Raw genomic sequence first — 17743 nt, 5'->3', positions numbered from 1 at the left:
GGGTCAAGGTGTAGACCAATGTGTCGCTGTGTGGCTGTCAGAATCCACCCCATGGCGGAAATCACCCAGCGCGATGGCGCTTGGACCTTTGACGGTGAGTCGGTACGGATCGTCCCCGGGCGGGACAAGAGCGTGCACCTGGTGCGGCAGGCGCTCGGCGAACTGACCGTGCCCCTGGAGGCGCTGGCGGGCGTCGCGTACGAACCGGGGCGGAAGTCCGGTCGGCTGCGGCTGCGGTTACGTCCGGGCGCCGATCCGTTGGCGCAGGCCACGGGCGGCAAACTGCCGGACGCGGCCGATCCGTATCAGCTGTCGGTCGACGCGGACCGCACCGGCGTCGCCGAGTACCTGGTCGACGAGGTCCGGCAGGCCCTGCTGCTCGACCAGGTGCCGTCCGGCCCGTCCGACCGCTATCTGCTGCCCGGTCCGCCGGTGCCGCTGTCGGCGACGGCGGGTGACGCCACCGCGTCCTTCGACGGTGAGCGGATCCGGCTGGAATGGAACTGGAAGACGGAGGAGTCGAAGAAGTCGGGCGGCCCCCGCACCATCCCGCTGGAGGATCTGGCGGCAGTGGAGTGGTTCCCCGCCGCCGGACTGGAGAACGGCTTCCTCCGCTTCACCGTGGACAGGGCGACGGCGACGGCCCCGCCCAAGTACGACCCGCACGCCGTCGTCCTGTACGGCTTCCGCAAGGATCCGCTGATGGCGCTGGTCGCGGCCGCCGTCACGGCCCGGATGCCGCATCCGTTCGCCCCGCCGGAGCCCGCCGACGCGCCCCCGGTCCTGGACGCGGCTCCCGCGGGACGTCAGGAGAGGGAGGGCGACGACGGTGACGCGGATCACGACGCCCTGCTGCGACGCCTGCGCGAACTCGGCGATCTTCACCAGAGCGGGGTCCTCACCGAGGAGGAGTTCACCACCGCCAAACAGGCCGTCCTCCGTCGGTTTTCTCGCCATTGAGACTGGAGCCTGCCCGATATCGGGCAGGATTCTTGCGAATCACCTCGATGGACCGCAGTATCTACGGATGCTCGATCGCCGTCTGTCCCACGATGACCTCATCGACCACCTGGTCCGCAGCACGCCGCTCAGTCGCGGCGAGGCGGCCCGGGTGGTGCTGGACGTACTGGCTTACTTCGACGAGACGACCGAGGAGTTCGTCCGGCGACGCCACCGCGAACTTCAGTCCGGCGGACTGACCAACGCGGACATCTTCGAGCGGATCACGGCCGAGCTGCCGTACCGCGCGGTGGCGCCGCCCGAACTCTCGCTGCGCCAGCTGCGCCGCATCGTCTACGGCTGATACGGCCGACGCGCCCCGCGACACGGGGCGCAGGACCGCCGCGCGCGAGCATTCATGATCGATTCAATCGGGAGGGCCTGAACACCATGTGCGGAATCGTCGGATACATCGGAAAACGCGACGTGGCACCGCTGCTGCTGGAGGGGCTCCAGCGGCTGGAGTACCGCGGCTACGACTCCGCGGGCATCGCCGTCCAGGCCAAGCCGGGCAAGGGCGCGAACGGGCAGTCCGCCACCGGGCTGAAGACCGCCAAGGCCAAGGGCCGGGTCCGCGACCTCGAGGCCAAGCTGCCCAAGCGCTTCGCAGGCACCGCGGGCATCGCGCACACCCGCTGGGCCACCCACGGCGCGCCCAATGACATCAACGCCCATCCGCACCTGGACGCGGACGGCAAGGTCGCGATCGTCCACAACGGCATCATCGACAACGCCTCCGACCTGCGCGCCAAGCTCTCCGCCGACGGTGTGGAGCTGATCTCCGACACCGACTCCGAGGTGCTCGCCCACCTCATCGGCCGCTCGCAGGCGGCCACCCTGGAGGAGAAGGTCCGCCACGCGCTCGCCCTGGTCGAGGGCACGTACGGCATCGCCGTGCTGCACGCGGACTTCCCGGACCGCATCGTCGTCGCCCGCAACGGCTCCCCCGTGGTGCTGGGAATCGGCGAGAAGGAGATGTTCGTCGCCTCGGACGTCGCCGCGCTGGTCAGCCACACCCGCCAGGTGATCACCCTGGACGACGGCGAGATGGCCACCATCAAGGCCGACGACTACCGCACCTACACCACCGAGGGCAGCCGCACCGCCCCCGCGCCGACGACGGTGGAGTGGGAGGCCGAGTCGTACGACATGGGCGGCCACGACACGTATATGCACAAGGAGATCCACGAGCAGGTCGACGCCGTGGACCGGGTGCTGCGCGGCCGGATCGACGACCGTTTCTCCACCGTCCGGCTGGGCGGGCTGAACCTGGACGCACGCGAGGCGCGCGGCGTCCGCCGCGTCAAGATCCTCGGCTGCGGTTCGGCGTACCACACGGGCCTGATCGGCGCGCAGCTCATCGAGGAGCTGGCCCGGATCCCCGCGGACGCCGAGCCCGCGAGCGAGTTCCGCTACCGCAACCCGGTCGTGGACCCGGACACCCTCTACATCGCGGTCAGCCAGTCCGGCGAGACGTACGACACGCTGGCCGCCGTCCAGGAGCTGAAGCGCAAGGGCGCGCGGGTGCTGGGCGTCGTCAACGTCGTGGGCAGCGCGATCGCCCGCGAGACGGACGGCGGCGTGTACGTCCACGCGGGGCCGGAGGTGTGCGTCGTCTCCACCAAGTGCTTCACCAACACCGCCGTCGCCTTCGCGCTGCTCGCCCTCCACCTCGGCCGGATCCGCGATCTGTCGGTCGCCGACGGCAAGCGGATCATCGCGGGGCTGCGGAAGCTGCCCGAGCAGATCTCCGAGGTGCTGCGCGGCGAGGAGGAGATCAAGAAGCTCGCCGCCGAATACGCGAATGCAAAGAGCATGATGTTCGTCGGGCGGGTGCGCGGCTACCCGGTGGCGCGCGAGGCGTCCCTGAAGCTGAAGGAGGTCTCCTACGTCCACGCCGAGGCGTACCCGGCCTCCGAGCTGAAGCACGGCCCGCTCGCGCTCATCGAGCCCGAGGTGCCGACCGTCGCGGTCCTCCCGGACGACGACCTGCTGGAGAAGAACCGCGCGACCCTGGAGGAGATCAAGGCCCGCAGCGGCCGGATCCTCGCCGTCGCGCACCAAGAGCAGGAGAAGGCGGACCACACGATCGTGGTACCGCGCAACGAGGTCGAGCTGGACCCGATCCTGATGGGCATCCCGCTGCAACTGCTGGCGTACCACACGGCGCTGGCGCTCGGCCGGGACATCGACAAGCCGCGCAACCTGGCGAAGTCGGTGACCGTGGAGTGACCTCCGGCCCGTCCGGAAGCTCCGGCACCTCCGGCTGATCCACGGCCGGAACGCTCCCACGAAGTTCCCAGGCTCGGCGGTCCCCCGCGTGTGCCACCACGCACGCGGGGGCCGCCCCTGGGCCGGCGTCGCCCTCTACGCCGGCGCTGGCCACCGCGCGAGAACCGTCACTTCCCGCCCGGCGCCACGCCGAACGGTTTATGCCCCGCACACGTGCCCAATCCACCTCTACGCGCGGGTAGTTTCCGCGGGTGTCAAGACGGTCTTGGGGCCATCTCGGATACGGGGAAAGGGAGTTGAGGCTGTCCAGTTCTGAACGTCCGCCCGGCGCGGGGCCCGCCCGGAGGTTTCGGCGCGGGTCCGCTGGAGAAAAGATCACGGCCGATCGGCCGGGCCTTGGGCCGGGCCCGGCCCAAGGCCCGGGCCGGGCTCAGGTGATGACCCTCAGGGGACGCCGCTCAGGCGCTCAGGCGCTCTGGCACTCAGGGGATGACGACGACCGGCCGCTGCGCGCGGCGCGCGAGCCGCCCCGCGACCGAGCCGAAGATCCGCCCCACCAGGCCGTGCGTGGAGCCCACCACGATCGCGTCGGCCGCGTACTCCCGGCCGACCTCCTCCAGCTCGTGGCAGATGTCGCCGCCCCGCTCGACGAGGATCCACGGCACCTCGGTGAGGTGATCGGCACAGGCCAGCTCAAGGCCCAGCACCTCGGTGCGGTGATCGGGAACGTCGACGAAGACGGGCGGCTCGCAGCCCGCCCATACGGTCGTCGGCAGCCGGTTGGCCACATGGACGATGATCAGACCTGAGCCGGAGCGCCGGGCCATGCCGATGGCGTACGCGAGGGCGCGCTCGCTCGATGTGGAACCGTCGAATCCGACCACGACGCCGTGCTGGAAGGCTGGATCGCAGGAATGACGTGTTTCTTCCGCCGCTTGGGGGTGCGCCAGGTGATCGGCGACCCGCTTGCGGTCCGCGGGTTCGGGGATTTCGTGACCGGCCATCGGTGTCTCGGCGAAGGGTGTCCTCGTGCGGAGGGATACGGCGGGGGCTCAGGTTGAAGTTGGCGGGGGACTAGAGCTCCGCTAGAGCTCGAGACGAGTATCGAACGAAGAAAATCCGTCCGGGATTCATCTTTCCAAGCCCTTACCCCCCAGGGTACGGCCCCATTCCTCACCTGCCCAGGGGATGCCTCGGCAGCGGAGCGGCCGAAGCGTTCCCCGGAGCATGCCGGAGGGCGGCCCGTAACGCAATGCCCCAAGTGGTCCCGACTCGGACCTCGCCGACCCCTCGCGTACGCCGTGCGGCCGCCCGGCAGTGACCTGTGGGCAGGCCGGACGTTGTAGTACCCGCGGAGCGATCACCTCCGTACGGAACAGGCCCCGACGGCCCGCACCGGCCGCCGCTACGACCTCCCCACGGACCCTCCAGGACACCGGTGCCGACCCGCGCCGGAGCCCCGTTCCACCGTCCTTCCACCGTCCGCCGACCCACCCTCCCCTCATCTGTCCACCATCTGTCCACCCCTGTAGTCCACCGCTCGTTCCACCGCGCGAGAGGAGCCGCCACCGTGCCAGGCATCCGTGAGTACGACGCCCCCGGCGGCACCCCCGGCGCCCCGCCCGGCAGCGCCCCCGGCGGCACCCGGGGCGACACCCGAGGTGCCACCGGTGCCAGTGGCCCCGGCAGCGTCTCCGGCGGCGACCCGGTGAACGAGGTCATCCGCTGGTCCGCCTTCGGCTGCGCCGTGGTCCCCGCCGTCCTCCTCCTCTGTGGATCGCCGCTGAGCGGCGCGGTGGGCGCCGCCGTGGGCCTGGCCGCCGTGACCACCGCCAGCCGCTGCCTCCTGCGCTACTACGAACGCGCGGCCGCCCGGCTGGGCTCCGGCGCCGCGAGCCCGCACCGCGGGCGGCACAGTCGCACCGGGATCGGGACGCACCGGGGCGGCCGCCGGACCTGACACCGGGCCCCGTACCGCCGGCACCCCTGGGCGCTCGCGGGACGGGGGCCGGGACGGCTCCTGGACGGCTCCGGAAGCGCGCCACGTCGTACTCCGTACACCCGACCGCGACGCGGCATGAGCCGGTCGTACGCCGGTCGAAGGACCCGTCCGCACGTCTGCGCCCGCTGGTTTTCGGCCAACTTCGCATCCCAGTTCTTCCCTTGGCAAACGCCATGCTCAACCCCCTTCCGGCCAGCGTGGAAAGGGGTACGAGCCACCCGTACCCCCTACGGGAAGTGGGCGTCAGCAGGAGGCCCACTTCACAGCGAGGGCTACGAGTGCAACGCTTCGTGATCGAATGCTTCGCGCCAAGTTGTCATGTCGACATAGTGGCGGGTGGTGAACTGGTCACGGCGACCACACGCGACACAGTAGATTCGATCTTGGCCATGACCGGCGGGGGAACCGTTCAGGACCGAGGGGAAACGTGCAGGACCGAGAGGACGCGACCACCGAGGGGGGCTTAGAGCCATGAGCCAGGACTCCACGACCGTACCGGAGACCTCGCGCAAGCTCTCCGGACGCCGGCGACGAGAAATCGTCGCGGTGCTGCTGTTCAGCGGCGGACCGATCTTCGAAAGCTCCATCCCGCTCTCCGTCTTCGGTATCGACCGGCAGGACGCCGGAGTCCCTCGGTACCGATTGCTGGTGTGCGCGGGCGAAGATGTGCCACTGCGAACGACTGGCGGACTGGAACTGACCGCACCATACGGCCTGGAGGCGCTGTCCCGGGCCGGCACCGTCGTCGTACCGGCCTGGCGGTCGATCACCCAGCCGCCACCGGCCGCCGCGCTCGACGCGCTGCGGCGCGCGCACGAGGAGGGCGCGCGCATCGTGGGCCTGTGCACCGGGGCCTTCGTACTGGCCGCCGCGGGGCTGCTCGACGGCCGCCCGGCGACCACCCACTGGATGTACGCGCCGACGCTCGCCAAGCGCTACCCATCCGTCCACGTGGATCCGCGCGAGCTGTTCGTGGACGACGGCGACGTACTGACCTCGGCGGGCACCGCCGCCGGGATCGACCTGTGCCTGCACATCGTGCGCACCGACCACGGCGCGGACGCCGCGGGGGCCTTGGCCCGCCGGCTCGTCGTGCCGCCGCGCCGCAGTGGAGGGCAGGAGCGCTACCTGGACAGGTCGTTACCAGAGGAGATCGGCGCGGATCCGCTCGCCGAGGTCGTGGCGTGGGCGCTCGAGCATCTGCACGAGCAGTTCGACGTCGAGGCCCTGGCCGCCCGCGCCTATATGAGCCGCCGCACCTTCGACCGCCGGTTCCGGTCGCTCACTGGGAGCGCTCCACTCCAGTGGCTGATCACCCAGCGGGTGCTCCAGGCCCAGCGGCTCCTGGAGACCTCCGACTACTCGGTCGACGAGGTCGCCGGGCGCTGCGGTTTCCGGTCCCCGGTCGCGCTGCGCGGGCACTTCCGGCGGCAGCTGGGGTCCTCCCCGGCCGCCTACCGGGCCGCGTACCGCGCCCGCAGGCCCCAGGGCGGCGCCCCGGACCGCGGCCCGGACCGGCTGGACCGGATGGAGCGGGCCGAACGGCTCGGCGGCGGCGACCGTGCCGAGGTGCTCGAACAGCGCCCCGGTGAGCACGCCATGCCGCTGCGCCGACCCGGCGGACCGGTCACTCATACGAGCCACCACCATCACCCTCCGCACTCGCCGCATCCACCGGGCGGTACGGAACCGGGCAAGCCGGAATCCGATGCGTACGCCCCACGCCTGCCCGAGCAGGCCACGGGCCGCGCACCAGGCCGTCCGACCCTGCCCGGCCAGCGGGAACGCCCCGTAGGGTGAGACGTATGAACGATCGCATGGTGTGGATCGACTGCGAGATGACCGGGCTCTCGCTGTCGGACGACGCGCTCATCGAGGTGGCCGCGCTGGTCACGGACTCCGAGCTGAACATTCTGGGCGACGGAGTGGACATCGTTGTCCGGCCACCCGCCGAGTCGCTGACCACCATGCCCGAGGTGGTGCGGGAGATGCACACGGCTTCCGGACTGCTCGCGGAGCTGGACGGCGGGACCACCTTGGCTGATGCCGAGGCCCAGGTCCTGGCGTACATCCGCGAGCACGTCCCGGACGCCGGCAAGGCCCCGCTGTGCGGAAACTCGGTCTCCACCGACCGGGGCTTCCTCCTGCGGGACATGCCGACGCTCGAGGCGTACCTCCACTACCGGATCGTCGACGTCTCCTCGGTCAAGGAGCTGGCCCGCCGCTGGTACCCGCGGGCCTACTTCAACAGCCCGAAGAAGAACGGCAACCACCGCGCACTCGCCGACATCCACGAGTCGATCGCCGAACTGCGCTACTACCGGGAGGCCGTCTTCGTCCCCCAGCCGGGCCCGGACTCGGACACGGCGAAGACCATCGCGGCCCGCCACGTCCTGCCCGCCCGGCAGCCGTAGCGACTCGCTCCCGGCGCGCCATAAAGCCGGGAGCGAGCACCCCCGCCGACCCTGTATAGTTTTTCTCGGCCGGTGCGGAACGCAGCGGTCGTGGTGGGTATAGCTCAGATGGTAGAGCACCTGGTTGTGGTCCAGGATGTCGCGGGTTCAAGTCCCGTTACTCACCCTGAACGACGAAGGGCCGACCTGCGGAAGCAGGTCGGCCCTTCGTCGTGCCCCGTGCCGTGGGAACACACAGGGAACACGCAGGGGTCCGGCCGGCCTACGCGGTGCCTGCCATCTGCCGCTGCCGTTCCCCGTTGGCGTGCGCCTTCTCCATCAGCGAGCCTTCTTCCTGCTCGTAGTGGGACAAGGCGATACCGAGGCCGAAGAAGGTGGGCGCCCACTCGCCGACGAAGATCCCCCACCGGTCCGCCCGGTCGAGGCCGCGGCCGGGCTCGGCGCGGAGCGAGGCGGCCCAGGTCACTATGGACAGTCCGATGGAGGCGACAGCGGCGGTGTAGGCGTGTTCGCTGCGCAGGCCCATGTCGTGCAGCTTCTTGATCACGGCGGTGCTCCTCCGGGAGGCCCCCCTTGGGTCCACCCCCGTGTGCCCAGGCTCGGGCGAGTGACACAGGACGAAGCGAGTCAGTCGTCGTGCCCCGAGGTCATCGCGACGACGACCTTGCCGACCTTCGCGCGGCCCTTCTCGACATACTCCATGGCTTCCCGGGTCTCCTCGAACGGGAAGACTCGGTCGACGACGGGACGGATCTTCCCGGCGTCGACGAGCGGCGTGAGTTCGCGCAGCTGGTCGCCGCTGGCCCTCATGAACAGGAACGAGTACGTCACGTTCCGGCGCTTGGCGCGGCGCCGGGTCGGGTAGCTCAGCGCGCTCATCGCCAGCCGGAGGATCGCGTTCGCGCCCAGCTCGCGGGCGAAGGCCGCGTCGGGCGGGCCTGCGATGCCGATGACCATTCCGCCGGGCTTGAGCACCCGCAGGGACTTCTTGAGCGTCTGGCCGCCGAGGGCGTCCAGGACGACGTCGTAGCCGTCGAGGACCGTCTCGAAAGCCTGCTGCTTGTGGTCGACGACGACGTCCGCGCCGAGCCCCTTCACCAGGTCGGCCTTGGCCGTGCTCGCGGTGGCGGCCACGTGCGCGCCCAGCTGCTTCGCCAGCTGGATGGCGATGGTGCCGACGCCGCCGGAGCCCGCATGAATCAGGACCTTCTGTCCTGGCTTCACGTGTGCCCGCTCGACCAGCGCCTGCCACGCGGTCAGGGCGACCAGGGGAAGGGACGCGGCCTCCTCCATGGTGAGCGTGGTCGGTTTGATCGCCACGTCGTCCTGGTGGACGGCGATGAGTTCGGCGAACGTGCCGATGCGGTCCTTGCCGGGCCGCGCGTAGACCTCGTCGCCCACCGCGAACCGTGTGACGGCCGATCCCGTCCGGACCACCACTCCGGCGAAGTCGTTGCCCAGGATGAGCGGGAGACGGTAGGGCAGGATCGCTTTGAACTCCCCGTCGCGGAGCTTGAGGTCCAGCGGGTTGACGCTCGCCGCGTGGATCCGGACCAGGACGTCGTCGGCGCCCACCCGCGGATCGGGCATCTCGCCGGCGCGCACCCCGGCCTGGTCGCCGTACCGCTCGACCATGAAGGCCTTCATCGTCGTCTCCGTTTCTCGCCTTGGGGCGTCAGGCCACCGGCGCGGCTGAGGGAATGACGCGGCCGGAGGCGCCGTCCTGGACACCGCCCAGGGACCCGGCGATCGCCTCGTGGGGACTCCGGGCGGCACCTCGCTCACTTCGCGTCGAGCCCGCGCAGGATCTCTTCCACGGGCGTGAGCTCGTCGGGAAAGTGCGCCCAGAGCAGGTCGGCGTGGCCGGTACCCAGGCGCTTCAGGCTGGCCTCCACCGAGGCGACCAGGTTTCACTCAAAGGTCGACAGGGGGTGCGCTCACGCCGCGTTCGGCGAGGCGGCCAGGCTCTGCCGGACGTGCCGGGTGATCTCGTCGGCGAGGATCTCGGGCAGGCCCGTCTCGATGCCGTGCAGGGCCTGTGCGGCGACCTCGGCGGGGTCGGCCTTCTGGTCGGCGGGGACGCCCGCGGCCATGTCGGTGTCCATGTAGCCGACGTGCAGCGCCGAGACGGCGATACCGCGCGGCGCCAGTTCCTCCCGGGCCGCGTCGGTCAGCGCCCATGCCGCGGCCTTGGTCGCGGCGTAGGACCCGAGATGGGCGGGGTGCAGCCAGGACAGGACGGACAGGACGTTGAGCACGGCGCCGCCGCCGTTGCCCTCGATGACGGGGGCGAAGGCCCGCGTCGCGGTGAGCGGACCGTAGAAGTTCGTCTCCATCTCCAGGCGCACCGTATCCGGGCCGCCCGCGATCAGTGGCGTGGCGGTGGAGATGCCCGCGTTGTTCACCAGCAGCGTCGCGTCGGATGCGGTACGGGCCGCGGCCCGGATCGACGCCTCGTCCGTCACGTCCAGCCGCAGCGGGGTGACGCCCGGGAGGTCCACCGTCTCGGGGCGGCGGGCCGCCGCGTACACCTTCGCCCCGCGCTCCACGAGCTGGGCGGCCAGATGCCGCCCGAGCCCCCGGTTGGCGCCGGTGACCACCGCGACCGCGTTCTTCAGTTCCATGCCTGCTCCCAGCGCTGAATTAGATGGCGTCCATAATCTAAAGCACGCCCTAGAATGGATGTCAATCGACATCCAAACCGGGAGGTGCCCGATGGGCCGCGTATCGCAGGCGCAAGCGGAGGAAAACCGCAGGCGGGTCGTGGACACCGCCTCCCGGCTGTTCCGGGAGCAGGGCACCCACGTCAGCGTCGCGGACCTCATGAAGGCGGCTGGTCTGACCCACGGCGGCTTCTACAAGCAGTTCGCCTCCAAGGAGGCGCTCGTCGACGAAGCCACCGCCCACGCCTTCGAGGGGCTCACCCGGCTTCGTAACGACGGGCTTGAGCAGTACGCCGGTCAGCGCGACGCCGCCCAGCAGGCGCTGATCGACACCTACCTCTCGACCGAGCACCGCGACAGCGCGGCGGACGGCTGCCCCGCCGCCGCGCTCGCCAACGACATGGCGCGCGAACCCGAAGACCGCGAGGCCCGCCGCGTCTACGCCGAGGGCGTGGGTGACTTCGCCGAGTGGCTCGCCACCGAGGACGAGGACGGCCTCACCCGGCTGTGCACGATGCTCGGCGCCCTCGTCCTGGCCCGCGCCACCAAGGGCTCCCCACTCTCCGAGCAGATCCTCACCGCCGCCCGCGAGGCCTTGACGGCAACGAGCTGATCAGCGACACGGCGCCGGGCGTGGTGTGCGCATCACGAACCCGTCGTGCCCGGGAACGCCGGACTCGACGGCGAGCGTGGGGTGCTGGCGGATCTTCTGCGTGCGGAAGCGGCCTCGGCGTAGCGGGGCGACGTCATTGCGCAGGTATTGCGCCAGGGCGCCGCGGTCACGGGCCACTGCGACTTCGGCCATGACGATGGCCCGACCGGTGTGGGCGGCGGCGGTGCGGGCGCCTTCTTCAGTAGCGAGGAACGGCGCACCGGGGCACCCTCATCAGCACCGGGGCGGCTACGGTCGCCCCGAACATCTTGGGGCACCCATAGCGGTTCAGCTCAGCGGCAGTTCGGCGAGCATCACGGCGAAGACCGGGGAGTCCGGGAAGGGCTGGTCCTCCCCCACCTTCCGGAAGCCCCAGGACTCGTACAGGGCCTGCACCCGCGGGTGCTCCCTGTCCACGAGCAGGACCACGAGATCCTCGTCCCGTCCTTCCATGAGCGCGCGGGTCAGCCGCTCGGACACGCCCTGCTTCCGCCACCCCGGGCTGACAGACAGTTCGGAGTACGAGAAGGTCCGGTGCTTCTCGGGCGCCGGGTCGACGTGGTCACGCCACCATTCGCGACCGGGCGTGCCCGGGGCGCCGTACGCGAAGCCCACCGCCTTGTCGCCGTCGTACGCGATCACGCAGAAGAACCCGGGGCGGCCGCCCCAGTGGTCCACGAACCAGGGGAAGCGCTGATTGAACTCATCATCCATCGCGTCCGCATAAGCGTCGTTATGCAGGTCGATCAGCGTCTGACGGATCTCCGGAAGATCCACGTGGGTGAAGTGGCGGATGTTCAGACCAGCGGCGCTCAAGCTCGGCTCCATTCGGTTCGGTAGCGGTCGGCCCACTCCCGGGCGACGCTCGCGTCGGGGGCAAGGGTGATCAAGTCCCGGTAGTAGTCGCCGAGAAGAGAGCGCATACGGCCGGGGATCGGGTGCCCGGCCATCAGCGTGAAGACGGTGGAAGCGGTAGCGCACGCCTGGTCGATGTCGCGCTGGTGAAGCTGACTCAGGGCGAGCCGCGCGGTGGCCAGGGCGCGGTTGCGGCGGAACTCCTTCGGAATGCTCGCCAGGGCCTGGTGAGAGGCAGCCTCGGCCTCCGCCGGTTCGCCGATCTTGTCCCGGGCGATGGCCGTGAGGGCGAGCAGCTCGGCAGGTCCGTAGAAGGCGATCCAGCTCGGCCGGGGATCATCCAGGGACGCCTTGCCCAATGCCTCGTGGGCGCACCCGAGGGAGCGTAAGGCGGCCTGTCGGTCGCCCAGGGTGGAGTGGGCAAGCGCCGTTCGGGCGTGGGCCAGAGAGGCGTAGAACGGGTCGCGTCGGGCGATGGCCGTCGCCTGCGCCGCATAGCCGGAGTCGACGGCCTCGGTGTACTCACCTCGATGCAGGGCGAGAACGGAGTACATGTTCCAGGCTTCCAGCCCGGCGATGGAGTCCTTGGCCATCCCGGCCATATAGAGTGCCCGGTCCAGCAAGCCCCGGGCCCGGTCGGTCCGCTTGTCGTCGATGGCCGACCAAGCGGCCCCGCACATGTAATCGGCGGCCACACTGAACAGCCTCTGGCGGATGCGCTGGGAGGCGCCCAGCTTCTGCTTCTCCAGCGCCTCGGCCGCCCCGGCGAGGGCCCTACGCTCCAGTTCGTCATGACCTCCCCGTGTGGCATCCAACGCCACTAAGTCGTCCACTCCGGAACGGAGGCGGATCACGTCGGAGGTGCCTACGGAGTGTCGTGCGACGAGGGGCACGGCAACCGCGGCCGTCGTACCGGTGGTTGCGGTGAGGAAGTTCCTGCGCCTCACGGGCTCCTCCCGTTCCGTGACGGGGCATCTTCGGACCGGTGGGACGAATCCCAGTTCTTCGGCGGTACACCCGAATACTGCCTCTAACGCCGCCCTCTGCCGAGGGTGCGGCCATCGGGATTTTCCGGCCAGCCAGTGACGGACCGTCCGGTCGCTCACCGTGCCCTCATGCCCCTGGGACATCAGGTGGTCGTTCAGCGCATCGGCCAGCCCGGCCTGAGTGAGGCCGAGCTCTTGCATGGCGTTATTGAGGCTCTCGTTCTCCTCCACCTACCCACCGTAGCCAGCCAAGCCCCCTCGGTGAGAAGAGTCGGTCGATAATTTCCGGTTGTACGGATTGCGCATCCAGCTGACATTTCCTCATCGCGCGCGGCGAGCCGTCGTTCACTCGGGCAAGGCCGTTCACTTCGCACTTACCGAGGTCCTGATGCCCGTGACCGCCACACCTCGCCCCAAGGGGCACCCCGGATATTCACAGACCATGCGACGCGTACCGGAGAGCGCGGAAGCCGCCCGCAGGCTCGTGCGCACCGCACTGGCCGCCTGGGGTCAGGAGGACCTGATCGATGATGCCGCGCTGGTGATCACCGAGTTGGTCTCCAATTCCGTGAATCACGCCCGCCTGGAGTCGATCCGGGTTGTCGTCACCCGGCCGTCCGAGGAGTTCATCTGCCTCGGCGTTTCGGACCGAACCCGGTCCGTACCGCTCCTGCGGACAGATTCCAACGGCGAGAGCACCAGGGGCCGTGGCCTGCTCATCGTCGACGCCCTCGCCGAGCGATGGGGGACGGATCTGTACCGCTGGGGCAAGCAGGTCTGGGCCGAGATGAAGTGCGAGGCGGCCGGGTGAAGGACGGGAAGGTGTGGGTGGGCGACCGGGTCCGCGACGAGGACACCGGCCGGTACGCGGTCGTCTCGGACGTGCGCGAGGGAAAGACGTACATCCTCCGGGCGCTCACCGGGGGCAGGGAATGGACCTCCGAGAGCCCCGAGCGGCTGACGGTGACCGCGCCGCGAAGGGAATAGGCCACCCCGCTCTCCCTTCCGGGCTGATCAGCCCTAGGCGCGCGCCCCGACGCCGCCCGCCCGGAGCGCCCGTGCGCCCTGCCGCGTACGCCGGTCCGGCGTCAGCATGAACGCTCACGCCTCACAACGGAGGGGACGAAGCCGTGGGGAAGCACGAGAAGCCGCCGCCGGACACGAGCCAGGGCAAGCCGCCGCCGGGCAATTCCGATGGACAGGTGCCGCCGCCGCAGCCCGGGAACGGGGCGCACCGGAAGTGACCGGCCACGAGGGGCCGCGCGCCGCGCTGGAGGCCGCCATGGACCAGCGCGGCGCGTGGCCCGGGCGGTCACCGTGGATCCGAGCCGCGGTCGCGGCCACGCCGCGGGACGCCTTCGCGCCGGACCGGCTCTGGCGCTGGAACGGGCGGGCGTACGTGCCCATCGACCGCGGTATCGCCTTCGCGGAGTGGGCGGCCGAGGTGTACGGCTCGCCGGACACGGCCGCGGTCACCGAGATCAGCGGGGGCGTGCCGTCGTCGAGTCTGTCCGCGCAGGGCGTCGTGGTGGACATGCTCGACGCGCTGCTCCTGGAGCCCGGTCAGCGGGTGCTGGAGCTGGGCACCGGTACGGGCTGGAACGCGGCGTTGCTCGCCCGGCGCGCGGGCTCCGTGGTCAGCGTCGAGGTGGACACCGAGCTGGCGGCGGCCGCGGCCGGGCGGCTCGAGCGGGCCGGGGCGGACGTGGACGTGCGGGTCGCCGACGGCGCCGCGGGGTGGTCGGCGGGCGCGCCGTACGACCGCGTGATCGCCACCTACGCGGTCGACCGCGTCCCGTGGGCGTGGGCCGAGCAGACCCGGCCGGGCGGCCGGATCGTCGTCCCCTGGGGCCGGTTGGGGCATGTCGCGCTCACGGTCGCCGACGACGGCCGGTCGGCGAGCGGATGGGTGCAGGGCCTGGCCACGTTCATGCCCGCTCGCGGTACGGACCCGGGCCGGCCCTTCGAGGAGGTCCGCGAGGCCGCTGCGTACGCGGACGAGCGGCCGTTCACGCGGGACCTGACGCCGCTTCGCGACGACTGGCACCTGCGGTTCGCCCTGCGCGTCTCCGCACCGGACGTACGGATCACGACGGCCGAGGACGAGGACGGGCTGAACGCCTGGCTCCACGACGGTTCGACGTCATGGGCGATGCTCGCCGCGGTCGGCGACGGCACCACGGCCGCCCACCAGGGCGGGCCCCGGCGTCTGGCGGACGAGGTGGAGCGAGGGTGGGACCGGTGGCTGGCGGAGGGGCGTCCCGAGCTGTACGACTTCGGCCTGACGGTGACGCCCGATCAGCAGTACGCCTGGTGCCGGGACGCGGAGCTGGGTACGCGCTGGCCGGGCGTGTAGGTGCGCCCCTGTATCTCACATCGCGGCCGAGCTTCGGCAAAATCCCCAAGAACCATCCTCAGGTGTTCAAGAGAGCATCAAGTCCGCTTATCCATTGATACGTTCCCCTCCCGACGCCGACCGCATCAAGCGACACATATGGGGGACACCGTGCACACCGCACCACAGCAGTCCATGCCGCAGGCCGTCCCGCCGCAGCCTCAGCGGAGCTGGTTCGCCCGGCACAAGGTGCTCACCGCCGTCGGGGCGCTCATCGCGGTGGGCGTCATCGGCGGCATCGCGTCCGGCGGTGGGAAAGAGAGCGAGGACTCCGGCGGGTCCGGCACCGCGGTCTCCGCGCCCCGGAAGAAGACGGAACCCGGGCAGGCCGACGCCAAGTCCGCGGACAGGAGCCAGGCGCGGGAGTTCGCGGACTTCGTCGCCAAGAACGGCACGCCTCCCGAGAAGGCGGCCGTCGGGCACGTGACCAAGGTCCAGGGCGCGGACGAGCAGAACGACGTCCTGGATTCGGCCGAGGTGTGGACCGACTACACCGGCGGCATGATGGGCCCGCACGCGTCCGACGGCAAACTGATCGCGTCGGCCTTCGCCGACTGGAAGAACTCCGAGAACGGACTCGTCACGGTCTATGACGCCGAGGGCGAGATCCTGTCCAACGGCAATTTCTGAGGCTGTTCCGTCGCCTCAGACGAGCGGTTCGGTGCCCCAGTGGGTGGCGGTCCAGCCGCAGCGCGGGGCGCCGTCCAGGGTCACGACCTGGGTGTTCTCCAGGGGGTGCCGGGCGGCGAACGCGGCGTCGATGTTGAGGGCGCGGGCACCGGCCCAGGTGCGGATGGCGGCGCCGTGGCTGATGACGGTGGCGTGCTCCGCTCCCGAGTCGGCGATCTCCTCGATCACCTCGTCGTAGTGGGCCAGGGCCTCCTCGCCGGTCTGCCCTCCCGGCATCGGCAGATCGGTCTGACCGGCGGCCCAGGCCATCACCGTCTTGAGGTAGAGCTGCACGGACTCGCCGTCGTCGCGCATCTCCAGGTCACCGGCGCGCAGCTCGCGTATGCCCTCGCGGACGACGACCTCCAGGCCGCGGTCGCGGGCGAGGGGTGCCGCCGTCTGCTGGGCGCGGCGCAGCGGGGAGGCGTACAGGGCGTCGATGCGCTCGTCCGCGAGGCGCCCCACCAGGCCCTCCGCCTGCTGCCGTCCGAGCGGGGTGAGTTCCGCGCCCGGCATGTCGGTGTCCAGGGCGTGGATGAGGTTGGAGGGGGTCTGGCCATGGCGGACGAGCAGGAGACGCATCAGCGGACGGCGTCCTTCCGGGGAGCGGGCGCGGATGCGGGGTGCGGCGCCCGGCCGTGGGGGCCGGGCCACCACCCTCATCGTCGCTCAGCCGGTCCGGGGAGGGAACACGCGGCGGGGTCGCGCAGCTCACACTCCCCGGGGCAGGTGCGTGGGCTCAGCCGTCGGCCGGAGCCGGATGTCGTACGGCCTTCTTCACGGCGGACTCCAGCGCGGACCGGCTGAGTCCGGCTTCCCGCGCGTGGTCGGTGACGGCGGCCTGCACGGTGACCGCGGCCTCGTACCAGTGCTTCCACTGGGTTTCGCGTTCGGCGTCGGCGAGTCCGGCCAGTTTGGCGTGCTCGGCGTCGGCGGCCTGCTGGAGGGCGATGATTCTGTCGGGGATGTCCACGCGTTGGATCATAAGTCCGACGCTTCGGGCGTATGTGCGTACCGGTCACCCCACGCCGCCCGCGCTACTCGTTCGGCGGGCGGCGTCCCAGGGGTCATCCGCGGGTTACGCGTCCTCCTCGGGGAAGGTCACCTTGATCTGCTCCAGCATCCGGACGACGGACGCCTCGACACCGGCCTTGGCGATACCGAGGTCCGCGAACAGCCCCGAGCCGTCCTCGTGCTCGAGGAGGGCGAGCAGGATGTGCTCGGTGCCGACGTAGTTGTGGCCCAGGCGCAGGGCCTCGCGGAAGGTGAGTTCGAGGACCTTCTTGGCGCTCGCGTCGAAGGGGACGAGCGCGGGCATGGAGTCGACGGCGGGCGGGAGGGCGGCGGTGGCGGCCTGCCGGACGGTGTCCAGCAGGACGTCCTGGGCGGTGATCGCCTTGGCGCCGACCCCCTCGGGCTCGGCGAGGAGGCCGAGGACGAGATGTTCGGTGCGGATTTCGGCGTTGTTGGCCGCGCGGGCCTCGTTCTGGGAGGAGACCACGACGTTCCGGGCGCGCGGGGTGTAGCGGCCGAAGCCCTGGCTGGGGTCGAGGTCCTGGGCGGCGGAGCCCTTGGGGACGAAGCGCTTCTGGGCCGCCTGCCGCGTCACGCCCATGCTCTTGCCGATGTCGGTCCAGGACGCGCCGGAGCGGCGGGCCTGGTCGACGAAGTGGCCGATGAGGTGGTCGGCCACGTCCCCGAGGTGATCGGCGGCGATGACCGCGTCGGTGAGCTGCTCGAGGGCGTCGGTGTGGGTCTTCTTGATGGCCTCGATCAGGTCGTCGAGGCGTACGGAGTGCGTCATGTCGACGGGCTGCGCGTTCGCGTCCGGGTTCGTCATGTGTCAACTATGGGTTGACACTCTGATTCGTGTCAA

Annotated in this window: 21 protein-coding genes and 1 tRNA gene; 12 read left to right on the top strand and 10 right to left on the bottom strand. The window is 70.7% G+C overall.

The window, feature by feature from the left end:
* Window positions 1–51: 51 nt before the first annotated feature.
* The 3 genes from SSOG_RS28500 to glmS all read left to right on the top strand — a co-directional run bounded on the left by SSOG_RS28500 (window position 52) and on the right by glmS (window position 3231).
* On the top strand, window positions 52–960 hold the full coding sequence (locus tag SSOG_RS28500; RefSeq protein WP_009717721.1) for a DUF4429 domain-containing protein: 909 nt from the start codon (window positions 52–54) through the stop codon (window positions 958–960).
* Window positions 961–1027: 67 nt separating this feature from the next.
* On the top strand, window positions 1028–1303 hold the full coding sequence (locus tag SSOG_RS28495) for a hypothetical protein (RefSeq protein ID WP_009717720.1): 276 nt from the start codon (window positions 1028–1030) through the stop codon (window positions 1301–1303).
* A gap of 86 nt (window positions 1304–1389) precedes the next feature.
* The gene (gene glmS / locus SSOG_RS28490; protein WP_009717719.1) at window positions 1390–3231 is read left to right on the top strand and encodes a glutamine--fructose-6-phosphate transaminase (isomerizing); all 1842 of its coding nucleotides are present in this window, start codon (window positions 1390–1392) and stop codon (window positions 3229–3231) included.
* A gap of 482 nt (window positions 3232–3713) precedes the next feature.
* On the opposite strand, the gene SSOG_RS28485 is transcribed toward glmS, so the two are convergent.
* On the bottom strand, window positions 3714–4235 hold the full coding sequence (locus SSOG_RS28485) for a universal stress protein (protein WP_009717718.1): 522 nt from the start codon (window positions 4233–4235) through the stop codon (window positions 3714–3716).
* Between the two features lie 566 nt (window positions 4236–4801).
* Here SSOG_RS28485 and SSOG_RS57955 point away from each other — a divergent pair.
* The 4 genes from SSOG_RS57955 (at window position 4802) to SSOG_RS28465 (ending at window position 7813) form a co-directional block, all read left to right on the top strand.
* On the top strand, window positions 4802–5191 hold the full coding sequence (locus SSOG_RS57955; protein WP_342634345.1) for a hypothetical protein: 390 nt from the start codon (window positions 4802–4804) through the stop codon (window positions 5189–5191).
* 513 nt (window positions 5192–5704) lie between these two features.
* On the top strand, window positions 5705–7033 hold the full coding sequence (locus tag SSOG_RS28475) for a helix-turn-helix domain-containing protein (protein ID WP_009717716.1): 1329 nt from the start codon (window positions 5705–5707) through the stop codon (window positions 7031–7033).
* Window positions 7034–7038: 5 nt separating this feature from the next.
* Window positions 7039–7647, top strand: coding sequence for an oligoribonuclease (gene orn / locus SSOG_RS28470; protein WP_009717715.1), 609 nt, complete (start codon window positions 7039–7041; stop codon window positions 7645–7647).
* A 93-nt stretch (window positions 7648–7740) separates the two neighbouring features.
* A tRNA-His gene (locus tag SSOG_RS28465) sits at window positions 7741–7813 on the top strand.
* A 96-nt stretch (window positions 7814–7909) separates the two neighbouring features.
* Here SSOG_RS28465 and SSOG_RS28460 read toward each other — a convergent pair.
* The 4 genes from SSOG_RS28460 to SSOG_RS28445 form a co-directional block, all read right to left on the bottom strand.
* The gene (locus SSOG_RS28460) at window positions 7910–8194 is read right to left on the bottom strand and encodes a hypothetical protein (protein ID WP_009717714.1); all 285 of its coding nucleotides are present in this window, start codon (window positions 8192–8194) and stop codon (window positions 7910–7912) included.
* 80 nt (window positions 8195–8274) lie between these two features.
* Window positions 8275–9294, bottom strand: a complete 1020-nt coding sequence (locus SSOG_RS28455) for an NADP-dependent oxidoreductase (protein WP_009717713.1) — start codon at window positions 9292–9294, stop codon at window positions 8275–8277.
* 134 nt (window positions 9295–9428) lie between these two features.
* On the bottom strand, window positions 9429–9554 hold the full coding sequence (locus SSOG_RS51350) for an aldo/keto reductase (protein WP_342634419.1): 126 nt from the start codon (window positions 9552–9554) through the stop codon (window positions 9429–9431).
* 30 nt (window positions 9555–9584) lie between these two features.
* On the bottom strand, window positions 9585–10271 hold the full coding sequence (locus SSOG_RS28445) for an SDR family oxidoreductase (RefSeq protein WP_009717712.1): 687 nt from the start codon (window positions 10269–10271) through the stop codon (window positions 9585–9587).
* A 91-nt stretch (window positions 10272–10362) separates the two neighbouring features.
* On the opposite strand from SSOG_RS28445, the gene SSOG_RS28440 reads away from it, so the two are divergent.
* On the top strand, window positions 10363–10923 hold the full coding sequence (locus SSOG_RS28440) for a TetR/AcrR family transcriptional regulator (RefSeq protein ID WP_009717711.1): 561 nt from the start codon (window positions 10363–10365) through the stop codon (window positions 10921–10923).
* 327 nt (window positions 10924–11250) lie between these two features.
* Here SSOG_RS28440 and SSOG_RS28435 read toward each other — a convergent pair whose 3' ends face one another.
* Window positions 11251–11790, bottom strand: coding sequence for a GNAT family N-acetyltransferase (locus SSOG_RS28435; protein ID WP_009717709.1), 540 nt, complete (start codon window positions 11788–11790; stop codon window positions 11251–11253).
* Complete coding sequence (locus SSOG_RS28430; protein ID WP_009717707.1) at window positions 11775–13034, bottom strand: helix-turn-helix domain-containing protein; 1260 nt, start codon at window positions 13032–13034, stop codon at window positions 11775–11777. Before SSOG_RS28430 ends, SSOG_RS28435 begins: the two co-directional genes overlap by 16 nt.
* Window positions 13035–13245: 211 nt before the next feature.
* Between SSOG_RS28430 and SSOG_RS28425 the strand changes: the two genes are divergently transcribed.
* The 4 genes from SSOG_RS28425 to SSOG_RS28410 all read left to right on the top strand — a co-directional run bounded on the left by SSOG_RS28425 (window position 13246) and on the right by SSOG_RS28410 (window position 15828).
* A complete protein-coding gene (locus SSOG_RS28425; protein ID WP_342634343.1) occupies window positions 13246–13614 on the top strand; it encodes an ATP-binding protein in 369 nt (122 codons plus the stop codon).
* Window positions 13611–13790 carry a hypothetical protein gene (locus SSOG_RS28420; RefSeq protein ID WP_106516469.1) on the top strand — a complete coding sequence of 60 codons (180 nt, stop codon included), beginning with the start codon at window positions 13611–13613 and terminating at the stop codon, window positions 13788–13790. Before SSOG_RS28425 ends, SSOG_RS28420 begins: the two co-directional genes overlap by 4 nt.
* Window positions 13791–14043: 253 nt before the next feature.
* A complete protein-coding gene (locus SSOG_RS28415) occupies window positions 14044–15159 on the top strand; it encodes a methyltransferase domain-containing protein (RefSeq protein ID WP_039938909.1) in 1116 nt (371 codons plus the stop codon).
* A 138-nt stretch (window positions 15160–15297) separates the two neighbouring features.
* Window positions 15298–15828 carry a hypothetical protein gene (locus SSOG_RS28410; RefSeq protein ID WP_009717704.1) on the top strand — a complete coding sequence of 177 codons (531 nt, stop codon included), beginning with the start codon at window positions 15298–15300 and terminating at the stop codon, window positions 15826–15828.
* A 15-nt stretch (window positions 15829–15843) separates the two neighbouring features.
* Here SSOG_RS28410 and SSOG_RS28405 read toward each other — a convergent pair whose 3' ends face one another.
* The 3 genes from SSOG_RS28405 to SSOG_RS28395 all read right to left on the bottom strand — a co-directional run bounded on the left by SSOG_RS28405 (window position 15844) and on the right by SSOG_RS28395 (window position 17707).
* Window positions 15844–16449: a histidine phosphatase family protein gene (locus tag SSOG_RS28405; RefSeq protein ID WP_050799995.1), complete on the bottom strand. Its 606-nt coding sequence runs from the start codon at window positions 16447–16449 to the stop codon at window positions 15844–15846.
* A 157-nt stretch (window positions 16450–16606) separates the two neighbouring features.
* Window positions 16607–16840 (bottom strand): hypothetical protein, encoded by a 234-nt coding sequence (locus tag SSOG_RS28400; protein ID WP_234365179.1) that lies wholly within the window; start codon window positions 16838–16840, stop codon window positions 16607–16609.
* A 105-nt stretch (window positions 16841–16945) separates the two neighbouring features.
* The gene (locus tag SSOG_RS28395) at window positions 16946–17707 is read right to left on the bottom strand and encodes a Clp protease N-terminal domain-containing protein (RefSeq protein ID WP_009717701.1); all 762 of its coding nucleotides are present in this window, start codon (window positions 17705–17707) and stop codon (window positions 16946–16948) included.
* Window positions 17708–17743 lie beyond the last annotated feature (36 nt).

It is taken from the genome of Streptomyces himastatinicus ATCC 53653, from assembly GCF_000158915.1.
Classification (GTDB): Bacteria; Actinomycetota; Actinomycetes; order Streptomycetales; family Streptomycetaceae; genus Streptomyces; species Streptomyces himastatinicus.
This window is presented reverse-complemented; position numbering and strand designations above follow the sequence as displayed.